This is a genomic window from Gracilibacillus salinarum, assembly GCF_022919575.1.
In the GTDB taxonomy this organism is placed as follows: Bacteria; Bacillota; Bacilli; order Bacillales; family Amphibacillaceae; genus Gracilibacillus; species Gracilibacillus salinarum.
This window is the reverse complement of record NZ_CP095071.1, coordinates 3,195,117-3,217,189: the sequence shown is the minus strand read 5'-3', so window position 1 is coordinate 3,217,189 and position 22,073 is coordinate 3,195,117. Positions and strand designations below refer to the sequence as shown.

The 22,073-nt window shown below is 39.8% G+C and carries 20 protein-coding genes; 6 read left to right on the top strand and 14 right to left on the bottom strand.

Going from position 1 to position 22,073, the window contains the following annotated elements:
- Positions 1–96 precede the first annotated feature (96 nt).
- From MUN87_RS15050 to MUN87_RS15040, 3 genes are read right to left on the bottom strand one after another with little or no spacing between them, the layout of a single operon-like run.
- Positions 97–2,310 (bottom strand): TRAP transporter permease, encoded by a 2,214-nt coding sequence (locus tag MUN87_RS15050; protein ID WP_244741364.1) that lies wholly within the window; start codon positions 2,308–2,310, stop codon positions 97–99.
- Between the two features lie 15 nt (positions 2,311–2,325).
- Entirely contained in the window at positions 2,326–2,883 is a 558-nt protein-coding gene (locus tag MUN87_RS15045) for a DUF1850 domain-containing protein (RefSeq protein WP_244741362.1), read from the bottom strand.
- Entirely contained in the window at positions 2,873–3,898 is a 1,026-nt protein-coding gene (locus tag MUN87_RS15040) for a TAXI family TRAP transporter solute-binding subunit (protein ID WP_244741360.1), read from the bottom strand. The genes MUN87_RS15045 and MUN87_RS15040 overlap by 11 nt, the downstream gene beginning before the upstream one ends.
- Before the next feature lie 197 nt (positions 3,899–4,095).
- Here MUN87_RS15040 and MUN87_RS15035 point away from each other — a divergent pair, with 197 nt between their 5' ends.
- On the top strand, positions 4,096–4,656 hold the full coding sequence (locus tag MUN87_RS15035; RefSeq protein ID WP_244741358.1) for an RNA polymerase sigma factor: 561 nt from the start codon (positions 4,096–4,098) through the stop codon (positions 4,654–4,656).
- Positions 4,657–5,406: an anti-sigma factor gene (locus MUN87_RS15030; protein ID WP_244741356.1), complete on the top strand. Its 750-nt coding sequence runs from the start codon at positions 4,657–4,659 to the stop codon at positions 5,404–5,406. It abuts the gene before it with no gap.
- Between the two features lie 378 nt (positions 5,407–5,784).
- Here the strand turns inward: MUN87_RS15030 and MUN87_RS15025 are convergent, their stop codons facing one another.
- From MUN87_RS15025 to MUN87_RS15015, 3 genes are all read right to left on the bottom strand, one after another.
- A complete protein-coding gene (locus tag MUN87_RS15025; protein WP_244741354.1) occupies positions 5,785–6,255 on the bottom strand; it encodes a VanZ family protein in 471 nt (156 codons plus the stop codon).
- Between the two features lie 84 nt (positions 6,256–6,339).
- Positions 6,340–6,906, bottom strand: a complete 567-nt coding sequence (locus MUN87_RS15020) for an NADPH-dependent FMN reductase (protein WP_244741352.1) — start codon at positions 6,904–6,906, stop codon at positions 6,340–6,342.
- Positions 6,903–7,976: an LLM class flavin-dependent oxidoreductase gene (locus tag MUN87_RS15015; RefSeq protein ID WP_244741351.1), complete on the bottom strand. Its 1,074-nt coding sequence runs from the start codon at positions 7,974–7,976 to the stop codon at positions 6,903–6,905. Before MUN87_RS15015 ends, MUN87_RS15020 begins: the two co-directional genes overlap by 4 nt.
- Positions 7,977–8,099: 123 nt before the next feature.
- On the opposite strand from MUN87_RS15015, the gene MUN87_RS15010 reads away from it, so the two are divergent.
- Positions 8,100–8,435 carry a winged helix-turn-helix transcriptional regulator gene (locus tag MUN87_RS15010; protein WP_244741349.1) on the top strand — a complete coding sequence of 112 codons (336 nt, stop codon included), beginning with the start codon at positions 8,100–8,102 and terminating at the stop codon, positions 8,433–8,435.
- Positions 8,436–8,481: 46 nt separating this feature from the next.
- Complete coding sequence (locus MUN87_RS15005; protein WP_244741347.1) at positions 8,482–9,192, top strand: YwaF family protein; 711 nt, start codon at positions 8,482–8,484, stop codon at positions 9,190–9,192.
- A gap of 845 nt (positions 9,193–10,037) precedes the next feature.
- Here the strand turns inward: MUN87_RS15005 and MUN87_RS15000 are convergent.
- From MUN87_RS15000 to MUN87_RS14965, 8 genes are all read right to left on the bottom strand, one after another.
- Positions 10,038–10,856: a carbohydrate ABC transporter permease gene (locus tag MUN87_RS15000; RefSeq protein ID WP_244741345.1), complete on the bottom strand. Its 819-nt coding sequence runs from the start codon at positions 10,854–10,856 to the stop codon at positions 10,038–10,040.
- A gap of 1 nt (position 10,857) precedes the next feature.
- The gene (locus tag MUN87_RS14995; protein ID WP_244741344.1) at positions 10,858–11,748 is read right to left on the bottom strand and encodes a carbohydrate ABC transporter permease; all 891 of its coding nucleotides are present in this window, start codon (positions 11,746–11,748) and stop codon (positions 10,858–10,860) included.
- A 33-nt stretch (positions 11,749–11,781) separates the two neighbouring features.
- Entirely contained in the window at positions 11,782–13,791 is a 2,010-nt protein-coding gene (locus tag MUN87_RS14990) for a glycoside hydrolase family 31 protein (RefSeq protein ID WP_244741342.1), read from the bottom strand.
- A gap of 30 nt (positions 13,792–13,821) precedes the next feature.
- On the bottom strand, positions 13,822–15,060 hold the full coding sequence (locus MUN87_RS14985; RefSeq protein WP_244741340.1) for an ABC transporter substrate-binding protein: 1,239 nt from the start codon (positions 15,058–15,060) through the stop codon (positions 13,822–13,824).
- 157 nt (positions 15,061–15,217) lie between these two features.
- Positions 15,218–16,240, bottom strand: coding sequence for a LacI family DNA-binding transcriptional regulator (locus tag MUN87_RS14980; protein ID WP_244741338.1), 1,023 nt, complete (start codon positions 16,238–16,240; stop codon positions 15,218–15,220).
- Between the two features lie 1,091 nt (positions 16,241–17,331).
- The gene (locus MUN87_RS14975) at positions 17,332–17,844 is read right to left on the bottom strand and encodes a type 1 glutamine amidotransferase domain-containing protein (protein WP_305037397.1); all 513 of its coding nucleotides are present in this window, start codon (positions 17,842–17,844) and stop codon (positions 17,332–17,334) included.
- Positions 17,845–17,919: 75 nt separating this feature from the next.
- Positions 17,920–19,089: a hypothetical protein gene (locus MUN87_RS14970; protein WP_244741336.1), complete on the bottom strand. Its 1,170-nt coding sequence runs from the start codon at positions 19,087–19,089 to the stop codon at positions 17,920–17,922.
- Between the two features lie 241 nt (positions 19,090–19,330).
- Positions 19,331–19,867, bottom strand: coding sequence for a ribonuclease H-like YkuK family protein (locus MUN87_RS14965; protein WP_244741334.1), 537 nt, complete (start codon positions 19,865–19,867; stop codon positions 19,331–19,333).
- A 250-nt stretch (positions 19,868–20,117) separates the two neighbouring features.
- On the opposite strand from MUN87_RS14965, the gene MUN87_RS14960 reads away from it, so the two are divergent.
- Together MUN87_RS14960 and MUN87_RS14955 are read left to right on the top strand one after the other, a co-directional pair.
- Positions 20,118–20,426, top strand: coding sequence for a hypothetical protein (locus MUN87_RS14960; RefSeq protein WP_244741332.1), 309 nt, complete (start codon positions 20,118–20,120; stop codon positions 20,424–20,426).
- Between the two features lie 538 nt (positions 20,427–20,964).
- Positions 20,965–21,255 (top strand): hypothetical protein, encoded by a 291-nt coding sequence (locus tag MUN87_RS14955; RefSeq protein ID WP_244741330.1) that lies wholly within the window; start codon positions 20,965–20,967, stop codon positions 21,253–21,255.
- Positions 21,256–22,073: the final 818 nt, after the last annotated feature.

Below are 22,073 nucleotides of genomic sequence, written 5' to 3'. Positions count from 1 at the left end.
CTTATCCCCCTATAGTTATCCTGTAATCACTATATGGGACAGGCCTGCAAGTTATGCCTACTTGCTTTATTTTTTATAGCTTCATTTTTCGCTAAATTACATAGTCTTTTTCTTTGTACGGCCAAATAACCACTGGGCACCCAATAAACCAGTCAAAATAACGACACCAATTAAATCGGTTAATAAATTATTCTGGATAAACAAAAGTGCTGTGAGCAACGCTAATAAACGTTCATACCAATAATACCGGCGAATCAGCCAATTTTGAATAAAGGAGGCGAAAGCTATCATCCCAATCGTTGCTGTAAATATTGCCCAGACCATTTGATACCACGTTACATCTGTGAGCAGTAAGATAGTCGGATTGAGTGTGAAAACAAATGGTAGTAATATAGCAGCTGAATCATACTTAAAGCCTTGTAACCCTGTCTTCACCGGACCTGCCTTGGCAATACCTGCAGTCGCATATGCTGGCAAATTAATTGGCGGAGTATCATCAGCCAGGACGCCATAATACAGAACAAATAAATGAGCAATTAAGACATGTACTCCCATATCTGTTAAGACTGGTGCTACGATCGCTGCTAACACTACATACGTAGCAGTGGTTGGTAATCCCAGCCCCAATAGAAGACAAGCAAAAACCGTTAACACCAAGGCAAAATAAAGCTGCGTATTGTCCGTCACTAAAAAGGACGGCAAGGCATCTGTTAAGGTGGCGCTGAAGTCAATCACGATCCTCGTGAATTTCGTTGACAGTCCAGATGTTGTAATGACCCCGATCAAAATACCAGCCGTAGCGCAGGCAACAATAATCGACAAAGCATTCCTTGAAGCTGTTTCGAATCCTTCTACGATTCGCTTCACATGAAAGGACTCCGTTGGAACAGGTATTTCTTTTCTTTTTTGAACAAAACCGAATAGAAGAGCTAATCCTGTACTAATGAGAATCAGCATAACTAATTCTGGCTTCCATCTGATCGTTTCCACTGTAAAAAAGTCGATATGAAACAAGCTGTTCAATGCATAAAGTCCTTGATTAAGCGGACCAATCAAGTATTGCATTAAAAAGGTCGCCACGATAAATAAGGCAGCCCACATACTTGTTCGACCCAAACGGTTGGCAAAACGCGGAACAAACATAGCCAGAACAAGTAAGACAATAATCGAAAAGAAGGCCGAATTATTCACGGACACCCGCTGATACACTAAAAAATAGAGAAGTACGAGAATTGGAAGCAACAGGTAGCCTTGTCTCCATAACAACTGCCATCCGGAAGCTAACTGATCACGCTCCATACCAGTGATGCCATGCTTACTTGCTTCAAAATGAACCATAAATAAAATACCAACATATGCCAGCAATGCTGGTATGAGGGCACTCTGAATAATTTGATAATAAGGAATTCCTGTAAACTCCACCATAATAAAAGCAGCGGCTCCCATAATCGGTGGCAAAAACTGTCCACTGGAAGAAGCAGCTACTTCCACACCGCCTGCAACATGTGGCTTAAATCCTACCTTTTTCATTAATGGGATCGTAAATGTTCCCGTTGTAACTGCATTGGCTGTTGAGCTGCCGGAGATACTCCCCATCATACCGCTGGCAACAACACTTGCCTTCGCGGGTCCACCTTTAAAACGTCCAAACATCCGTAATGCCAGATCGATAAACATTTTTCCCGCACCCGTTGATTCCAAAATAGCACCAAACAAAATAAAGATAAAAACAAATTGAGCCGAAGCATAAATAGGTGTACCAAATAAGCCATTATTACGATAGGTAATCTCATATACAAATCGTTCAAAGTCACCTCTTGTATGATGAAAGGAACCTGGCATAAACTCCCCAAGAAAGAAATAGGCAATAAAAACAAGTGCAATAATGACAAGCGGTTTACCAACAACTCTTCTCGTTGCTTCTAATACAAGCACAATTAACAAAAGCCCTACTACTAAATCAAGGTCAGTTGGTCGCCCAGACATAATCGACGTTGCTGTTTGTTTTTGAATAAGATAGACACCCGCAGCCAGCGACAATAATGCTAATACACTGTCATACCAAGGTATGCTTGCTTGTCTCAGTCCTTTTTTGACAGGAAAAATTAAATAGACTAACACTAGTCCCAGTGTTAAGTGTAAAATCAAAAACGTTTTTGATCCGATGCCCGGTAACCCAAAGCCTGCTACGTACAAATGAAAAGCGGATAGCGCAACACCGATCACCAGCACGAAGACTGCCCAGCCATTGCGTAATTTACGATCGCTACCCTCCAGTTCCTGTAACAGCTGCTTCTGATTGTCCTCCATCTTCCATCCCTCCTTCTACAACGTGAAGGATCGCTGCAATCCTTCCCACCAGGTTAAGCTCCGTACATCTATTTCAATAATCTTCTTAACAAATGGTTCTTTCGAAAGATAAAAACTGTCCTGCCTGAAGGTGAATCGATGTGGGTACAAATCAGAAGGCTTCATCCGAATAATTCCCCCCTGGATCGGTCGCTTCAAATTTCTTAAAATATAATAACCGTCCTTCATTTCCACATCGCCTTCTCTTGCATAAGGCATCCCCGCACCAAATGACTTCGTCCAACTCTCCATCGTTAACATTTCTCCTGAAGAAGCAAACTGAAATACTTCTTTCACCGGAGATTTCTCCACGGAATGAATGTATTCATGCGAGAATGTTTCATTTTCATCTATTTCGGCAGACCATAGTACTTCATTCGTATTACGATCGGTAATTTCCAGCAAATAGTGGGGGCTTTGCCAAAAGAACCAGATGACAACAAGCAAACAAACAATCAGTACGATAAATCCCACTTTTCGAAAAGAGGCATTGCTCAATAGCAATGCCTGCTCTTCCTGATTGTTATTGTTCATCGTAAAACTTCTTCGCACCTGGATGTAAATCAATGGACATACCATCTTGAGCTGTATCAATGGTAAGATCATTTCCTCGTTCATGCGCATTTTTCATTGCGTCTAAGTTGTCAAAAATAGACTTCACTAATTCATACACTTGATCTTCCGGCAATTCATCACTTGCTGCCAGCATAGCTTGCACTGCTACCGTTGTCGCAGTTGCATCAAAATTCTCATACGTATTTTCATCCAAGTCTTCTCGCACATAATATGGATACTCTTCTTCTAATTGCGCGATTTTATCTTCTGTGATGCTGACAATTTTTATATCTGCACTTGCCGCTAATTCTTGAATACTGCCAGTAGGTGTCCCCGCTGTCACAAATGCTGCATCAATATTACCATCCTGTAAATTAGTAGCAGCGTCTCCAAAGCCCATCCATTCTGCGCTAATATCATCGAAAGTTAAGTCATGAACAGCCAGAATCTGACTCGCATTCGCTTCTGTACCTGAACCGACATCCCCTACTGCAACACGTTTGCCGGCCAAAGCTTCCACGGTTTCAATGCCGCTATCTGCTAAGGTGACGATTTGAATCGTTTCTGGATAAATGGTAAAAACCCCACTAAATCCATCCACTACGCCATCAAACATATTAGTACCTTCATGGGCGTAATACGCCACATCATTCTGAATTAAGGCAAAGTCGGCTTGGCCTTCACTTAATTCATTGGCATTGACGACCGATGCACCACTGGTAATACCAGTTGCTGTCACACCATCAACATGTTCGTCCATAATTTCCGCCATCGCTACACCTAATGGAAAATAAACACCTGCTTCACCACCAGTTAGAACGGTAATGTCTTCTTTCCATCCTTCCGGTGTTTCTCCGCCTTCTGCATCTGTTGTTTCTTCATTTGTCTCTTCCTGACCCTCTTCATCCAACGCATCCGTTGAAGCGTCACCACAAGCCACCAGCATCACGCCTAACATCAGAGCTAAAATCAAGAACAAGCTGTATTTTTTCACCAAAAACTCCCCCCTGTTTTCTAAATCCTTATGCTTGTATTTCACATAGTATACATATCGTAGCAAACAGAGAATTATACATCTTTTTCTTAAAGTTAGTAGAAATGCACTAAACAATTCACTTTCACAATCGCTTTCATTTGTTAAAAAGTCTATTCTTGTCTATAATGATGGAAAATCATCGAAAGGAGAAAGCTATGAATGAACAAGACGTAACATGGTACAAGAACATTCAGCATGGTGATCAAATAGCCCTTGAAGCGTTGTATGATAAGTATGAGAAATTATTATTCTCTTTTGTTTATAAAATGACCCAAAACCGTGAAATAACAGAGGAAGTGGTACAGGATGTCTTCCTTAAAATATGGACAAAGAAAGGGATGTACGACCCATCAAAAGGTAAATTCTCCTCCTGGTTGCTGACGATAACGCGTTATACCGCTATTGATTTTATCCGAAAAAAGAAAGACAGCAAGGATTTCTCACTGGAAGAAAGAGACGCCACACAAGTAGATAACACCTCTTTAGAAGAAGAAGTGGAATGGAAAGAAGATACCAAGCAAATCAAACAAGCGATGAAACAATTAAAGAAAGACCAGCAAAAAGTTATTATACTCTTTTATTTTAAGGCGTTATCGCAACAGAAAATCGCTGATCAGCTCGGCATTCCGCTCGGAACGGTAAAAGGCAGGATCCGTCTGGCGTTAAAGCATCTCAAAGAAAAACTCCATATGTTAGAGGAAAAGGGGGGGATATAAATGAATAAGCAATGCGAGAAGGTTATCAATTATTTTAATGATCAACTAACTGAAATAGAAATAGAACAATTCGAAGAGCACTTGGCATCCTGTGATACATGTCAGGAAGAGCTTAAAGAACTGCAGGAACTAACAGAGGACTTACCATTTATATCGGAACCTGTCACACCCAATGAAGGAATGAAGGATCGAGTATTAGGCAACATCCTGCAAGAAGAACAAGAAACAACAGCTGAAGCCGTGACTCCTATTGTCAGAACAGAACAGCAACCAAAAAGAAAATTCCAAAAGTGGATACAAAATGGCCTTGCCGCTGCCTTGGTTCTCTCATTAATAGGTAACATCTATCTTTTAAATCAGCCTGCTGATAGCCCTGGCAACGAAACAGCCGCTACAATCGATGAGATTATCAACAGTGTGACATTAGAAGATACTGAAATAATGAATGCAGCCGGAAGAGCATCCATCGTCGAAAATAACGGGGAAAAAGTATTACTCGTGCAAGCCGAAAACCTGCAAGAGATTGAAGGAGATCAAGCATACCAAGTATGGCTGCTAGAAGAAGAGAAACCATACCGCGCAGGCACGTTTGTTCCAAATCAGGTAGGAGAAGGAGCCGTTGCATTCTCGTTATCTGAATTAGAAGAATCGAACGTCAATTGGGACACCATTGCCATCACCTTAGAACCAAGCGCAGACAATCAGGAACCACAAGGAGACATTATTTTAGCGGCAGGAATAGAAAGTTAAAAAAAGGAGCTGATAATCAGCTCCTTTTCTAATAATGAAAAGTATCTAAGCACAGTCATGTTATATCATGCTGAATAGGAAGATAGGTTCTTATAATATGGGTTATGTCATCTAGCCATCGCTAGCCAAGTATCCATATTGAGATATGTAATGTGCTGGGATACCGCTTCGGCCGTGCCCACAGGACGCGGAGCCTATTTCCGGAGCTTTGTTACGCAGATAATAACTATCAAAATGACCACAATGCAATACAGTTCCAGTTGACATAATCCATATTATAGGTAGTTGTATATTATTCTGTTAGTTAAGACAGGATGGTCTTTCCGATTTTTCTTATGGTAATGGATTTTTTCTAACGTTGATCGCTAATATATTCCATCACTTAAGCGTTGATCGCCTGTATTGCCAATCGAGAAATTTCCATATCACTAATCCGATCAATCCACCTATATAATTAAGGATAAAATCATCAATATCAAAACTACCTCTTCTCGAGATAAGCTGCATACTCTCGATTACAAACAGTGTCAGCAGGATAGCACAAGAAAACACTCCCAATTTTGCCAGCTTGCGTGAGTAAAAGGGAAGTGCTATTCCGAGCGGCACAAACATGATAATGTTGCCACCAAGATTAATAACAGGGATGGTAATGCTCATTGAACCATACATTAAAGCATCTACATACATTTCTATTGTTTGAAAAGGAACGAAATTGGACGAGCTTTTAACATATTCTAACCACGTCATACTTGGCCCTCCATATCCTCTCGAACCAAAGAACAAAAGAGAAATCATAAAGACAAAATACATAATAAAGCCAAAATGAATGGTAACCTTCCACACTTTCATACAATGTCCTCCAAGACTATTTCTATCAAATATAATCTCTATAATAACACAAAAAAGCAGACTCGCCCTCGTCTGCTTTTCCTTTTAAAAATCATATTCTGCATCTTTTTCTCTTTGCATCTGCTGGTAAGTCCTCGCTAACATCATCGTATCCTCCACTAATCGATCGATACGAAACAGTACATCATCATTGGTAATTTCCTTGCGGTAGAAATCAACATCTTCTATATAGACATATTGCTGCACGACTTGTGCTTTCATATAGGACAAAATCGGTTTTAACTGCTGTTCCGGTATAAGATAATGACGCTGTGAACCTGCCGTTACTAGCATACTGGCTATCTTCCCCTCAAAAGCACTAGTTGGCAACAGGTCAAATAAATTCTTTAATGTCCCTGGAATCGATGCTTGAAAAATCGGTGTCCCAATCATTATTATATCTGCATTCATGATTGTTTCCGTTACAAATTTGGTATCACCTTGATAATCAAGATAATTTCTGCCGTCACTAAATTGCAAGTCATATTCTGCCAGATCCAATAATGTCACCTCATGATCTGGATATTTATCTTGTAAGATTTTCACAGTATATTGCATGGCTGTTTTGGTCTTAGATCCGACCACAGAACCTGCAATTGCTACGATATTCACGGTTGATTACCCCCTTGCTTTGCTGTGTATTTACGAATCGCTGGTAACACTTCTTTTCCTATTAATTCGATATTTTTACGTAATTTATCAAAAGGCATACCACCGAAATCCATCTGTGCTATATAACGTTGGTGGCCATACATTTCATGCTGATAAAGAATCTTCTCAATTACCTCTTGCGGACTGCCAATATTCATTACATCACGCGGACTGGCACCTTGGGCAAAGTGCTGTTTCGGATAGCCTCTGCCATTTGTTTTCTGCATGCCTTCATTGATCGATGGATACATTTCCCGTTGTGCTTGCTGTGTCGTCTCTGCTAAATAGAAAAAACCCGCGGTCGCAACTGGGAATTCGGCTGAACGATGTCCCGCTTCTTCCAATGCATCACGATACGCATCGATGGTTCGTTTAAAAACAGAGACAGGTCCTCCTAATGTTGCTAAGAATATAGGAACCCCTGCGTATCCTGCCTTAACCGCACTGGTTGGATGACCTCCGACTGCCCGCCAGATTGGCAACGAACCCTCATACGGTCTTGGCAAAACATGTGCATTTCGAAGTGGAGCTCGATATTTCCCTTCCCAATTTACGTGTTCCTGCTGATTAATTTGTAATAGTAAATCGAACTTCTCTTCATATAGTTCTTCATAATCTTGCAAATCATAACCTAATAACTCAAAGTTACCAACTCGAGAAGCACGTCCAGCGATCAATTCGGTACGTCCTTTTGAAATTAAATCAATCGTTGCAAAATCCTCAAATACTCTTACCGGATCTAACGTACTGATAATTGTGGAAGAACTCGCTATTTTTATTTTTTCAGTTGCCTGTGCGATGGCTGATAATACAACCGAATGTGCTTGTGTAGTGAAGTGATCCTGATGGCTTTCCCCGACACTGAAGAAGTCAATGCCAGCATCTTCTGCCAGCTTAGCCAGTTCAATGATCTCCTCCAAACGTTGAGCAGCTGAGATTCGCTCCCCTGTTGCAGGGTTCGGCAGATGATCCCCTAATGTATATAAACCAAATTCTAATCCTTTTTGTGGATTGATTCGATATTGCTCCATATTCTACACCCTTTCTCTTGTGCTTATATGTTATTATGAATCATAACAGGAGATAATGTAAGTACGCACTTATATGGTATATAGTATCCTGAATGATACTGCAGAAAAAAGGATGATCATAAGATGAAGTACGAAACAAATGCTTGCAAAGTAGAAGACGCTCTAAGCATACTAGTTGGTAAATGGAAACCGATTATTTTGTTACATTTATTGAATCATGGCACCCAGCGTTTCAATGAGCTCCGGAAACAAATGCCAGGTATCACACAAAAAATGCTAACCAAACAATTGCGCGAATTAGAAGCAGAAGACATAGTCGCGCGCGTAGTATACGCCGAAGTCCCTCCAAAAGTAGAATATTCCATCACAGCATATGGCAAAAGCCTGCAGCCAATTTTGGAAGCAATGCACGAATGGGGAGTGAATCATACGAGACATAAAGAGCAAAAACATATATAAACCATATACTTCACAGTAAAAATAATGAAACAAAGGAGCTGGATAAATGGAGGGGATTTTTAGCTTCGATCAGGCCGGTTATCCATTTCACATGTTTTCTTTTTCTCACCTTTTACTAATTGCGATAGCAGCGGGATTATTAATCTGTCTGTTTATCTTTAAAGAACGCATAAGAGAAACGTATAAACGCCCCTTTAAATATACGTTGATCGTTTTACTCATACTTGGAGAGCTCTCTTTTCATTTATGGTACTTGGTTCATGACAGATGGGATATACAACTGAATCTGCCATTACAATTATGCTCGATTTCCTTATACTTATGTACAATCATGTTACTAACTAAGAATTATAAAGTGTTTGAAGTCTCGTTTTTTGTAAGTATGACAGGTGCATTTATAGCTATTATCACTCCTGAACTATTTTTCGGATTCCCGCACATGCGTTTCTTTCAATTTTTCATTGTCCATATCACGATTGTTATTGCTTGTTTTTATATGGTTTGGATCGAAGAATTCAAACCTGCTTTTGGCTCGGTTATTCGAGCGTACGCCGTGCTAAATATCATTGCCGGCTTTGTGTTCATTGTTAACCAATTGATTGGTTCCAATTATATGTTTTTAGCCGAGAAACCTAGCAATGCAAGTATCCTTGACTTCTTAGGGCCTTATCCGTGGTATATTCTATCACTTGAAGTAGTGGCGCTCGCATTGTTTATGCTTATTTATTTTACTTTATTTAAAACTACTATAAAGTGAGACTTTAATCAGTAGGGGGGGTTGACCCGACTGATTGTTAGCTAAACTTATCTGGAAGTATTTTGAAATGATGCATGTGCTGTGACACCTTTTCCAGCCACTTTTCGCACTGCGGGAGTCTATATACCGGCCTACTCATCGGAACAAACTTTGTAAGGAGACAAATCCAACCATGAAACACTATTATTTGTCTCCTATCTTTTTAAACAATACAAATCTTTGCTGACTGCTCCCCACTTTTGGTTCCTTTCTCGCTAAACGATACAAATCTCTGCTGACTGCTTCCCACTTTTGGTTCCTTTCTCGTTAAACGATACAAATCTCTGCTGACTGCTTCCCACTTTTGGTTCCTTTCTCGTTAAACGATACAAATCTCTGCTGACTGTTTCCCACTTTTGGTTCCTTTCTCGCTAAACGATACAAATCTTTGCTGACTGCTCCCCACTTTTGGTCCCTTTCTCGTTAAACGATACAAATCTTTGCTGACTGCTCTCCACTTTTGGCTCCTTTCTCGCTAAACGATACAAATCTCTGCTGACTGCTCTCCACTTTTGGCTCCTTTCTCGCTAAACGATACAAATCTCTGCTGACTGCTCTCCACTTTTGACTCCTTTCTCACTAAACAATACAAATCTTGTTGCACTGCTTCCCACTTTTGGCTCCTTTTCTTATCTAGCCAATGAGAGTATTATATACTTTTCATTTTATAAGAAAGCAGGCCACAACAAGCCCTGTCCTAATTACCTCTATGCTGATACATAATTCGCTATATTTTCATTATCTCAATCTCAAATAAACCAAAAAAGGGCAATACCGACGTAAGTCGTATCGCCCTTTTGTTCATACTATTTGACTGAACCGCTCACTAATCCTTCCACTAAGTGCTTTTGTAAGGAAACAAAGATAATAATGACCGGCAATACTGAGATTGTGGCAAATGCCATTAGATTATTCCATTCGATGCCGTAACGACCGATGGCATTAAAGATACCTGCCGTTAATGGCCAGAGCTCCTGGTCTCTGTTGAACGTTATACTGAAGATCAAGTCACCCCAGGCAAAGAAGAAGGAAATCGCTCCACAGACCATTACGCTTGGCAAGGCGATCGGAAGAATCACTTGCAAGAAGGCACGAAGACGGCCACACCCATCAATACTAGCCGCTTCTTCCAATTCTTTCGGGATTCCCATAAAGAACGTTCTTAGCAGTAAGACCGAGAATGGCACCCCTAGTGTTGCGGTTGCAAGTACGGGAGCAATGTACGTATTTAACAGTCCCAAATTATTGAAGACAACAAATAGTGGTGTTAACACGACCGTTGCTGGTAACATTTGCGTGACAAGAAACACTAACATCATCGAAGAGACGCCCTTAACCTTAAACCTTGCCAGTCCATATGCAGATGGAACCGCTAGTACCAGTACCACAATCGTAGCACAACCGGCAATAATCACACTGTTCAGGAAATATTGTCCGATCCCGCCTTCGATTACCGTAGCAAAACTATCTAATTGAAACGTCTCCGGAAAGAATGTAGGCGGCGTTTGGAATATTTCCGTCTGTGTTTTGAAAGCAGTGATGATCATCCAATAGACTGGAAAAAGGAACAACGCGACAATGACAATTCCAACTATACTTAACGTCCAATTTTTCCTTGTACTCATGTTAAATCCCCTCGTCTTTCTTCATCATTCGTAGATAGACTAAACTGATTGCGAATAGGATTAGGAATAACACATTCGCGACTGCTGCCCCTAAGCTAAACTCAAAATCGGAGAAAGAATATCTAAATGCTAGAGTTGATAAAACTTCAGTTGAGTTGATTGGTCCACCGCCAGTCATAACATATACAATATCAAATACTTTAAAGGTATAGATGAAACCTAGCATTAGTACAACCATCAATACTGGTTTCAACAGTGGTAACGTAATATGAACCAAACGCTGCCACCAGTTTGCACCATCAAGACTAGCACTTTCATAAACATCTTGTGGTAAGCTGCTTAATCCAGTTGATAATAACAACATATTAAACGGAATACCGACCCAGATATTAGCGATAATCACACTCCACAACGCGACCTCAGGGCTGGATAACCAACCGATCGGCTCATCGATTAAATGAGCATTTAACAGCATCTGATTAAAAATCCCTTCACCAGATCCCATCATGAATTTAAAAAGCAGTGCCGTTACGGTCATCGGAATTAACCAGCTAATCATCATAATCCCTCTTAGAAAACCAGCTATTTTGAATTTCATACTAAAGAAGGACGCTAAACAGAAACCAATGATTACTTGAAAAATCACACTTCCGACCGTATAAATCAACGTATTCCCTATTGATATACCAAATGCCTCTTCCCCTGCGACTTTTTTGTAGTTTTCAAAGCCGACAAATTGTTTATCACTCGTTGCTAAATTACTCAAATCAACATTTTGAAAACTAAGCACAATATTATAAATAAGCGGATATCCAATTAATATCAGCATAAATAAAACTGCTGGTAACACAAATAAATATCCTTTAAACTGACTGCGAAATTCCTTCCACACTGGAAGCACCCCATTTCTTTCCGATTGTGTTCGTTACTCCTCAATTGGCAATGCTGCGCCGTCTCGTAAGAAAAGCGGAATCGTATCTAAAGAGGCTGGACAATCAATATACTGTCCACCTTCCCATACTTCCTTCGTAAAGGCATTGGTCCATGTAGCACCCTTCGGTAAATAAACAGAACGACTTCTTTGACCTTCGTGAAGTACTGGCGCCACCAATAGTTGCGGACCAAACATATAGGCATCTTCGACATTCCAAGTTTCCTTGTCTTGCGCAAAGTCATAAAATAACGGCCTCATAACTGGCGTGCCTTTTTCATGCGCTTCTGCCATCAATCCCTTAATATATGGACGAAGACGTTCGCGCATCAGCATGTATTTTTTGAAGATTTGGTACGCTTCTTCTCCATAACTCCACACTTCATTCGCCGCCCCGCTTGGACATAAACCACCACCGCTTGTTCCCAGTGGTTCTGAGTGTGGCTCACGGTCACCATGGAGACGGAATACAGGACAAAATGCACCATATTGGAACCAGCGAATCATACATTCCCTAAAATCAGGGTCATCGGTATAAGCACCCTGGAATCCACCAATATCGGTTGTCCACCAAGGAATACCTGCTAATCCCATATTTAACCCGGTATTAAATTGATTTCGTAATGAAGCAAAGCTTGAATCAATATCACCTGACCAGACTAGCGCCCCGTAACGCTGACTGCCTGCCCACGCACACCTTACAAGGTTGACAATATTCTCCTGCCCCTCTTGTTTCATTCCATCGTAGAATCCTTTAGAGAACATGAGCGGATAAATATTACCGACCTGTGCATTTGAACCAATATGATAGCGATAGTTTTCAAAATCGTATACATTGTATTCCGGCTCCGCTTCATCCAGCCAAAACAGCTTAATACCTTTATCGTAATAATTTTCTTTCGCCTTTTCCCAGACAAATTGTCTTGCACCTGGATGTGTCGTATCGAAATAAACGGTATTTCCGAGGAAATCATGTGTGATTCGAATCCCTTTTTCTGTTCTTGTTAAATAGCCTTTTTGCAGCATTTCCTGATAGTTTTCACTGTTTTTGTCCACAGTCGGCCAGACCGAAACCATCAACTCAATACCCATTTCTTTTAATTCACGCACCATGCCTTCCGGATCTGGCCAATAATCTGTATCAAACTTCCAGTCTCCTTGTGTCGGCCAATGAAAATAATCGACTACGATAACATCAATTGGTAACTCTCTTCGCTTGTATTCTCTGGCTACTTCTAAGAGTTCCTCCTGTGTTTGATAACGGAGTTTACACTGCCAGAAGCCTAATCCGTATTCAGGCATCATTGGTACAGTACCAGTTGCCCGTGCATAAGCTTCTTCAATCTCACTTGGTGAATCTCCAGCAGTAATCCAAAAATCAAGCTGTTTCGTTGATTTCGCTACCCATTCGGTGACATTCTTACCAAACGTAACCTGGCCAATCGCAGGGTTATTCCAGAGAAAACCATAGCCAAGACTGGATAACGCAAATGGAACACTAGCCTGGGAGTTACGATGTGCCAATTCCAACGTACAATTTTTCAAATCTAAGAACGGCTGCTGGTATTGTCCCATTCCAAAGATTTTTTCTTTAGGATCGGATTCAAATCGTTGTGTTAATTGAAAATCTCCGCCCAGATTTGCTTTAAACTCACGCGCATCAATTTTCAGAGCACTCGTAAACTCTTTTAAATTTTTACGATTCCGAACATACTCCTCTAACAGAATGTCGCCGTTCTGGTTGTAAAAGGTAGTCTTTCCTGCAGCTTCCGCTGAGATCACGGCTTTTATTTTGCCGTTTTCGATGGTAGCTTTCCCTTCTTCCACTGTAATGGTTGCGTCATCACCGGCTTGCGGCAATAATGCCCAGTCCTCTTCTGTCATCGTGGTCAGCTGGGTAGAGCGAACTCGTAAGCTATCTGCTCCCCACGGCTCCAACCACACTTTCTCCCCATCATATTCTCGAATAAGACGATTCCCATCTACCGTAAATACACTGTCCATTCCCGTCACTCCTCTATTTAGTACTTCTGTTTACTCTTCTTCTGATTCTAATTCTTCTATTTTTTCAGCAGCATCCTTTAATGACTCCTCAATCGGCTTCGTTCCTGTTAATACTTCTTGAAGCGAGAGCTGGATTGCTTCTGATACATTCGGCCAATCAGCAGATGGACCACGAGCTACAGCCTCATCCATAATTGGTACGAAATTTTTAAAATATTGTTCTGTCTGCCAATACTCTGCCTGATCTAATACATCTGCTCTCGTCGGATAATAACCCGTTTCTTTGGCAAATCTCTCATTTTGTCCTGGTTCAAACAGCCAGGAAACAAAGTCCCACGCCGCATCGACGTCCGCGTTTTTGGTAATGGCAATATTGTCGCCACCTGTTACGGAGACGTATTGTTCATCTTTCGGTATTTTGGTAATCCCGAATTGTAAGTCTTCTTTCGCCGCAATCTGATCAATCATCCACGGACCATTGATCATCATAGCAAGGTCACCTTCCATAAATTTTCTTGATAAATTATCTTGTGTCGCCGTAATAATATCCTTACTCATGTATCCTTTGTCCATCATTCCTTTTAAGAAGCTGAACGCTTCCGCTACCTCTGGTGAATCCAGATGCTCGTAGTCACCACCAGCAGAATAGATAAATGGATAGACTTGAAAGGTCGCTTCCTCTGATCTGGTAGCTGATAATCCGAAGCCTTTCACCTCATCTGTCGTTAATGCTTCAGCAGCTTGCTCCAGTTCTTCCCATGTTTTCGGAGGCTCTTCAATACCTGCCTCTTCCAGCAATTTTTTATTATAGAATAAGCCCAGCGCATTGGTTGTTAGAGGAAGACCATAATACTTGTCTTGATATACCGCCGAATTCAGTGGTCCTTTTAACAGTTGATCGGTTTTTCCCCATTGCTCCACCTGCTCCGTAATATCCGACAAAATGCCCATAGAAGCCATCGAAGCATTATTAACGGTATCTGCTATTACAATATCAGGCAGTGTGTCCCCTGCCGTACCAACTGATAATTGTCGATTCATTTCATCAAAAGGGACATATTCTGCGGATACTTCAATTTGGTCCTGTGACTGATTGTAATCCTCTATTATTTGATTTAAAGCATCCTGGGATCCGGTATAATAATGCCAGAGCAAAAGGTGTTTCTTTCCGTCGTCCGTAACGTTTTGCGCACTCTCCTCATCGTTGCTGCATGCAGACAGGACGATTAATAAAAACAAGGATACGAACATAATTAATTTCTTATTCATTTCTGTCACTCCTTATATAGATTGCGCTTTCATTATTGTTAAATAGCGTCGTTACATACTCTTTAATACCAGCTCCCCTCAAAATGATGAACGTTCATCATTTTGCTGAATTTTTTTCAATCAAAAATGATAGTAACCGTCATTTTTGATTGAAAAATCAGTTTAAATAGTACTTCGCATTTCCTTTTGTTACAATCTCCAGTTTAACTATATGGCTTTCCTTATCAGGCTGTTTATTTAACATTAAATAATTAAAAGCTAGTCGGACCGCTAAACTTCCTTGATATGTCGGATCTTGACAGATAGTGGCCATCACAATATCCTCATGCAAACTATCATAGATGGCAGTGCTCATATCGTGTCCAATTAAGACTGGCTTGTTCGATACCTGTTTAACCTGCTGTGCCACTTCAGCTAAAGAGCCACAGGCTACGTAAACACTATCCACATCCGCTAAATTCTTCTTAATCTCTAATAGTGATTGCTCCATAGATTGATTGTCTAAGCGAAGCATTTTCACGGCATCCACTTCTTGGTGTTCAAGAGCAAATGCTTCAAATCCTCTTCTCTTTTGTTGCATCTGATAGGTATCTGCTTCGTCCGTAATGATTGCAAACCTTTTTGACTTACCGGTAAAATTCACAGAGAGCTCTGCCGCCAGCCTTCCTGCATCATAGTAATCCGCACCAACATGTGAGATTCGGCCGCTTGATGGAGAATCGTTATTAAACGTAAAAATGGGGAAATCATTGTTTATCCCTGATTCAATAATGCTGGTTAGTGGTATTCCATCTGTCGGACAAATAACCAATCCATCATATGCTTCTGACTGAATAATCGATTCGACCACTTCCATTTGTTTGTCAATCGTGTGTGGTGTTTTCCGTATATCAATGTGAAATCCGTAATCCTTAAAGTCCTCTAATGCCGAATGAATACCCATTTCGATCTCTTTCCAAAAATACTCCGGATACTCAGGAAACACGAATGCTACGTTTACTAATTTTTTTCGGGCCAGAAAACTTGCTGATTTATTAGGTGTATAATTAAGCTCCTTTGCCTTCGCTAACACTTTGTTAACTGTTTTAGGACTAACACCTCCTCTATTATGTAAAACCCTGTCGACGGTAGCTGTCGACATATTCAGTTGTTCTGCGATTGTTTTCGCGGTTATTCTCATGCTCTTCCCTCACTGATTACTTCATTTGTTAATCTCTCCAAATGATGAACGTTCATCATTTTAATTCAAAAAATAAAACGGTTTCAAATGATTTGAGTTTAGTTTACTCGTTAAACAATGTTTTGTCAACCGTTATTAAAAAATGCAGCGGTTAAAATAAAAAACAATGAAGAACATACATAGTTGAAGGATACTGCGCAGTAATGACAATTTGGCGAGATTTCTTCATGCTAACAAGCGTTGAAGTCATTTTGAACGATTTCATGTGCTATGATATCGCTCCGGCCAACCACTCCGCGTCCTGTGGGGCACGGCTTCAGCTAACTTATGAAAGAAAATTCTTTTCTTTCATAAGTGGATCTTCAGCTCGCGCTGATCCCACGGGAGTCTCCGTGGTTGGCCTACGCTATAGTTTAGGCTCTACAACCAATGGTAGAGGTAGTATTTTGACCTGTGTGCCTTATGATTTCTCACAAAAAGCATCTATCTTCTAGATAACATGGTATACTTGGTTCCACTGCTGAATGTAGGAACATAATACAATGTATATCAAAAGAAGGCAGTTCCTCCAATTCTTTATCTTATTACAGCAGGAAAAATGCGATAAGAAAATATGTCTGCTGCTATCCATACATTTTCAAGAAAGTAGTATAAACACATGAGGATACCGCTCAGCATGCGTCCTCTTACATTAGTTGTAGTATCTAACATTAACGTAGTCCAACCACGGAGACTCCCGCGGGATTGTGCAGGTGCTGAAGATCCACAACGTCTGCACCTGTGTCTACTAGTAATGCTTCGAAGTAGGCTTCCTCGGTGCAAGGCAGCAAAGAAGTAACGCAAGTAGTAGCCTAGCTTCAGCCGTGCCCCGCAGGACGCGGAGTGGTTGGACGGAGTGGCATTCTAGCAGAGAAAGCATGTCAAAATGGTCTCCCAGCTGATCACGATACCTATATTTCGCGCTTCCTGTTACTTCACAGTACATCCATACTATACAACAAAAGCCGAACGTAGCACGATTATCGTTTGAATTCGTGCTTACGTTCGGCGAGTTGTGCTAATTTACTTTTATCCTCAGGCTCTTGCTTCTATTATGGTAACAATTTAATCGATTCTTCAATAAACGCTGGTAAATCATCAGGCTGGCGGCTTGTGACGAGTTGGTTCTGACAAACTACTACTTCTTTGTCCTGGACTTTTGCGCCTGCATATTCTAAATCTACTTGAATCGATTTAAAGCCTGTTACGCCACGGCCTTCTAATGATTTAGCGGTGATTAACAGTTGCGGTCCGTGACAGATGGCGAAAACGGGTTTCATCTCATCCATAAAGTGCTTCGCAAAAGTAACAAAGCGATCATCTGCTCGAAGCATATCTGGTGAGAAGCCACCTGGAATAAACAACGCATCAAACGATTCAGGTGATACGTCGTCAATACCGTAATCGATTGTAACTGTTGCATCACCTTGTTTTCCAGTCACTTTCTTGCCTTTTTCCATTTCAATTGTAACAACTTCATGTCCAGCTTCTTTAAATTCTTTTGCTGGATCCGTATATTCTACATCTTCAAACATATCTGTTATTACTGTTGCAATTTTTGCCATGATATTACCTCCTATTTATTGTTTCTCTATTATGTTAATTACCACGGGTGTTTGAAAATTAAACATGAGCAAATTCTAGTTGGCAGAAGGTGCCGAACTTTTTTCCTCTTCCTTTTGCTTTTCCTTATCTTCTTTTATAAGCTCATATCTCTGTCTTTGCCGATAGCCATAAGTACCAGAAAGCACAACCTCTTCTTTCTCCAGACTCGATCCTAGTGCCCCAATGAAGGTAGAGACATTAGTTGCCATCCAAGCTATTAAGAAATAATGGTGTAAACCACCTTCTCCAGATAACTGAGCCTGCAGCACGTCCATCGGAATTAACAGAAACACAGCTAATAAAAAACCACCATACAGGACAAAATAATAAATCAAAATCGTAGTAAATAACGTAAGAAAAGTCGTGCAATTATACAGTCTTCTTAAATACGTACTAAAATTATCGTTCGGTCTTTCCCATAATTTATGAGAGATAATAATCCATACTACTAATGATGTGATGGCCATAATTGAAATAAGTAACATTCTGCCTACCCCATAACTGCCCCCAAGCTTCCACAAAGTTGGAAACACCAATGCGTAAATCCCTGTTGTAAATGCAACCATCAATACTTTCATAAAAGACGGAAATAGTGACCAAGGACGATTAGCGCGTACCATACCGGTAACCATGCGTATACCCGCCCTGAATCTCGAATCGACTGTGAAACGGACACCCATATTGTGATCGTCCATTTCTACAGTTTCTTTTTTTATAGGTGTCATAAACGTTATTTTGCGCCAGATATTTTTCCATTTATTCTGTGACGCATTCAGACTCCATCTGCCAGCCTCTTTTTGTGTATTTTGACCATTCATTTCTTTCACTAATTGAATAATAGATTCTCTAATTCTTTTTATTATTGGAAATGCGCCCATTCCTGGCAAGCTAAGCAATGAAACTTGCTTAGCTTCATTAGCTTCTGCTACAACTAAACTTTTATCCCTGAATAATGGTAAATCTGTCAAACATACAGCCAAATCCCATCCTTCTTCTTCTTTCTTTTCATATAATGCATTCATCACTTCTTTCGAATGCTCAGTTAAACCAATTAAAGGATCGGCTGAATATTTAATATCCCATTCCTGTTCACCATTTAAATGCTTGTTCAACAACTCAGGAAGACAGTTTTGTAATTTGTATTCGATTTTTTCTGTATACCACGGTGGAGTAACAATACCCAATGTACATGTATGTTCTTTCATCTTCCCTTTTGCTCCCTTCTAGAGGATTTCCTAACCTAACCATATATATAATGCTTTCGTATTACTCTAAATTAATACCCGATTCCTATTTACATAATCTCCTACCATTGGTAGAAAATTATTTTTATTTTGGTTAGGAAAAATGACTCAGCAAATGGAAAGCAATGTACATGAATAATGACTTATGTTGCTTTACATACTCGTATGGACTGGGAGGCTCTATGAAAATATAAGAATGCACCTATTTCGTGTACCGATTCGCATAGGAACTAGCCACAAATGATTCAGGTTTAATTTTCGGTTCAATTCCCATTGATTCAATTCTGTTCACCATTTCATTTACAAAAGCTCTTGTCTTATTCCGTTCACCGGCACCTATATCGATATGTCCCTCCATTGTAAATTTTGATCCTTGATAAATATGGGGAAGCACGATATTGATTAATGTTTCTTTTCGTTCTTCGGTAAACATCGAAACGACTTCTTCTGTTAATGATGTTTCATAAGAAATCCGCTCATGCAAGTTTTCCATTTTCCTATTTACAATATTTTTTCGTATACAGGCCCAAGCCCCCTTATGCTCACGGTAAATGACAATACCCGTAATGAAACGTACATAGTGACAATGGACTTGAGAGTCTGTCCCAACAATTAAGCGATAATCACCTTTAGGATCTCTCTGCATAAATCGTTTGATTCGCGTAAATACATCATCAAAGGTCATCTCTTTTTCTTGTAAGTTCTGAAACGTGTAATTGTAAACATTTAACCTGTTCATGATTAAAACCTCTTTTTATTTAAGATTTTCTTCACTTTTTCTATTTCTATACATTTTCAACGGTTTATATACTTTATGTAACGGGGACATTTTTTTGCACTATTAATATATTTTTGGGCTATACCTGAAGGAAAGCTAGTCTTTTCTTTTCATCTCTTCCAATTTAAGCTACTATAGACATAAGCGAATTCCTCTTTTTGGAAAAACGGTAACATAATAGGAATAAGTCTACAGTTAGGAGATGATTGGTATGGAGGTACAATCGAATGAGGAACGTACGGATTTTTTTACATCGCTGCAAGAACAGATGACGGAGTCAGAATTACCGTTATGGTTACGGCAGAAACTGTTACAAGTTCTAAAGGGCACAGGGCACAACTTGACGGATGACGAATTATTCCGTTACTTGTCTCACTTACGGAATAATAATGAACTTCCTGAAGAAATGATGAATGAAGAATGGCTTAATGAAGTATATGCTTCTCACTTTGAGTGGGTAAAAGAGCAGGTAAATGCTCTTGCTGAAATGATCCAGCGACCATTTTCTGAAATTAGCTAAACGAACCCAGAGACGATACAGGACATGTCGGAGGATGCACAAAGAGCCTACACTGCACTGAATTTTTACTTACTTGACTTTTTCAGACGAATGAGAGCTATCATGGACCAGCATATTGCAGACAAAAACAATTCCACTCAGGGAGAGACATCTATTTTAAAAAGGTTTCTTCTCTTCATAAAAGGATCCCTAGGCTACATTCTCATGATTTGGGGTTATTTTATTAGCTTTCCATTATATACATTCATTGAAGAGGATGGGGTATTCTTTTCCTTGATTATGTATCTTATAATGGCTCTGTTGCCTTTCACAATCGGACTTTTTCTAGTCAAAGATGTGTCATTTAAGAATTTCTATAAGCAGCGAGCTTTTAGCATTTTTTACTACATTACGTTAATCATTCCTTTTGGCTTCTTTCTTTTGATTCATTTCTCAGAATTAAAGAAAAGCTTCATTTCAAGAGCCTGATTACTTATTTTTAAGTCTCGCTTCAAGTCAATGGATCGGCACTTTTCAGATTCTTCTCTTTGTATTTCTAATGATGTTAGCTGGGCCGCTTACCATCTGGAAAACAGGCAGGAAAAAGATCTTTTTAGCCTTTAGCAGCTTAATTGCTATCTTTGTTATTTTACAGTTTTTCACCTTAGATGATTACAGGGCGATTGGATCCGAAGAAATCATTCAGTCCACACTAGGTTCAGAAGAGGTGTATCAATGGGATGATGTGGAAACTGTAGATCTGACTGCCGAAACAGGAAAAATGGAGATACCGTTTCCTTTGAACAATTTCACTACAACGAAGATTCACTTGATGATTCGATTGAAATAAAACAAAAAATGGAAGAGGAAAACCTTTCGTTACAAATTGACCAACTATCAGAAGAAGATCGGTCCTATGTATCCATAGATATGGAGGAAAACCCAGAGCTAAAAGAGGAGTTTTTTGCATTGTTCGAGATAGACAGTTTACGGTAAGGATAACACTTTCTATCATGTTAGCAATTATATAATAATTAGAAAAACTCGGCATTTGCATCGTCTACTAGTTAGCAAATGCCGTAGTTTTTCTTATACTTGGTACATTTATAATTTCACTACGTCGTGCTTCATTGCTAAATGTTGATCACTGTCTGTCATTCTTTCATTCATAATTTTTAGTATTCCCCTTATTCCTTTTTCTTAGGATTAGGATATTATACGGTATAAATACCACCAGAGGCAAAATAACTATCGGTACAATCGCTATATCGATGGGGACTAGCCAAATTATTAATATCGCCAATAAGATATACACTAGCATAAATATCCAAAATATCTTACCTTCTAGCATATTTCACACTCCTTTCTCTTCTTGCTATAAACAGACCTACCATTTACATTATATACCATTATACTTCTATTCGTAATCCGTCGAAATATCTAATAGTTTATCGTGACTTGCGCATTGTAAATCGGTTTTATTTTACATAATTTATAAGAACCCACTTTCCTGTTCAGCATGATTACAGACTGCACTTATATCCTTTCTTTTCTGAATAAAAAACCCCCAACCATAAATGATTGGGGGTTTTGCATAATTGTGAAATTAACGTTTTGAGAACTGAGGGATGTAGTAAAATCAAGGCTTGCAGGCACTTTTGTATGCTA

Coding starts and splice junctions, on each gene's coding strand:
- MUN87_RS15050 (WP_244741364.1), bottom strand. CDS start 2,310: ATGGAGGACAATCAGAAGCAGCTGTTACAGGAACTGGAGGGTAGCGAT.
- MUN87_RS15045 (WP_244741362.1), bottom strand. CDS start 2,883: ATGAACAATAACAATCAGGAAGAGCAGGCATTGCTATTGAGCAATGCC.
- MUN87_RS15035 (WP_244741358.1), top strand. CDS start 4,096: ATGAATGAACAAGACGTAACATGGTACAAGAACATTCAGCATGGTGAT.
- MUN87_RS15030 (WP_244741356.1), top strand. CDS start 4,657: ATGAATAAGCAATGCGAGAAGGTTATCAATTATTTTAATGATCAACTA.
- MUN87_RS15025 (WP_244741354.1), bottom strand. CDS start 6,255: ATGAAAGTGTGGAAGGTTACCATTCATTTTGGCTTTATTATGTATTTT.
- MUN87_RS15015 (WP_244741351.1), bottom strand. CDS start 7,976: ATGGAGCAATATCGAATCAATCCACAAAAAGGATTAGAATTTGGTTTA.
- MUN87_RS15010 (WP_244741349.1), top strand. CDS start 8,100: ATGAAGTACGAAACAAATGCTTGCAAAGTAGAAGACGCTCTAAGCATA.
- MUN87_RS15005 (WP_244741347.1), top strand. CDS start 8,482: ATGGAGGGGATTTTTAGCTTCGATCAGGCCGGTTATCCATTTCACATG.
- MUN87_RS15000 (WP_244741345.1), bottom strand. CDS start 10,856: ATGAGTACAAGGAAAAATTGGACGTTAAGTATAGTTGGAATTGTCATT.
- MUN87_RS14990 (WP_244741342.1), bottom strand. CDS start 13,791: ATGGACAGTGTATTTACGGTAGATGGGAATCGTCTTATTCGAGAATAT.
- MUN87_RS14985 (WP_244741340.1), bottom strand. CDS start 15,060: ATGAATAAGAAATTAATTATGTTCGTATCCTTGTTTTTATTAATCGTC.
- MUN87_RS14980 (WP_244741338.1), bottom strand. CDS start 16,240: ATGAGAATAACCGCGAAAACAATCGCAGAACAACTGAATATGTCGACA.
- MUN87_RS14975 (WP_305037397.1), bottom strand. CDS start 17,844: ATGGCAAAAATTGCAACAGTAATAACAGATATGTTTGAAGATGTAGAA.
- MUN87_RS14970 (WP_244741336.1), bottom strand. CDS start 19,089: ATGAAAGAACATACATGTACATTGGGTATTGTTACTCCACCGTGGTAT.
- MUN87_RS14965 (WP_244741334.1), bottom strand. CDS start 19,867: ATGAACAGGTTAAATGTTTACAATTACACGTTTCAGAACTTACAAGAA.
- MUN87_RS14960 (WP_244741332.1), top strand. CDS start 20,118: ATGGAGGTACAATCGAATGAGGAACGTACGGATTTTTTTACATCGCTG.
- MUN87_RS14955 (WP_244741330.1), top strand. CDS start 20,965: ATGATGTTAGCTGGGCCGCTTACCATCTGGAAAACAGGCAGGAAAAAG.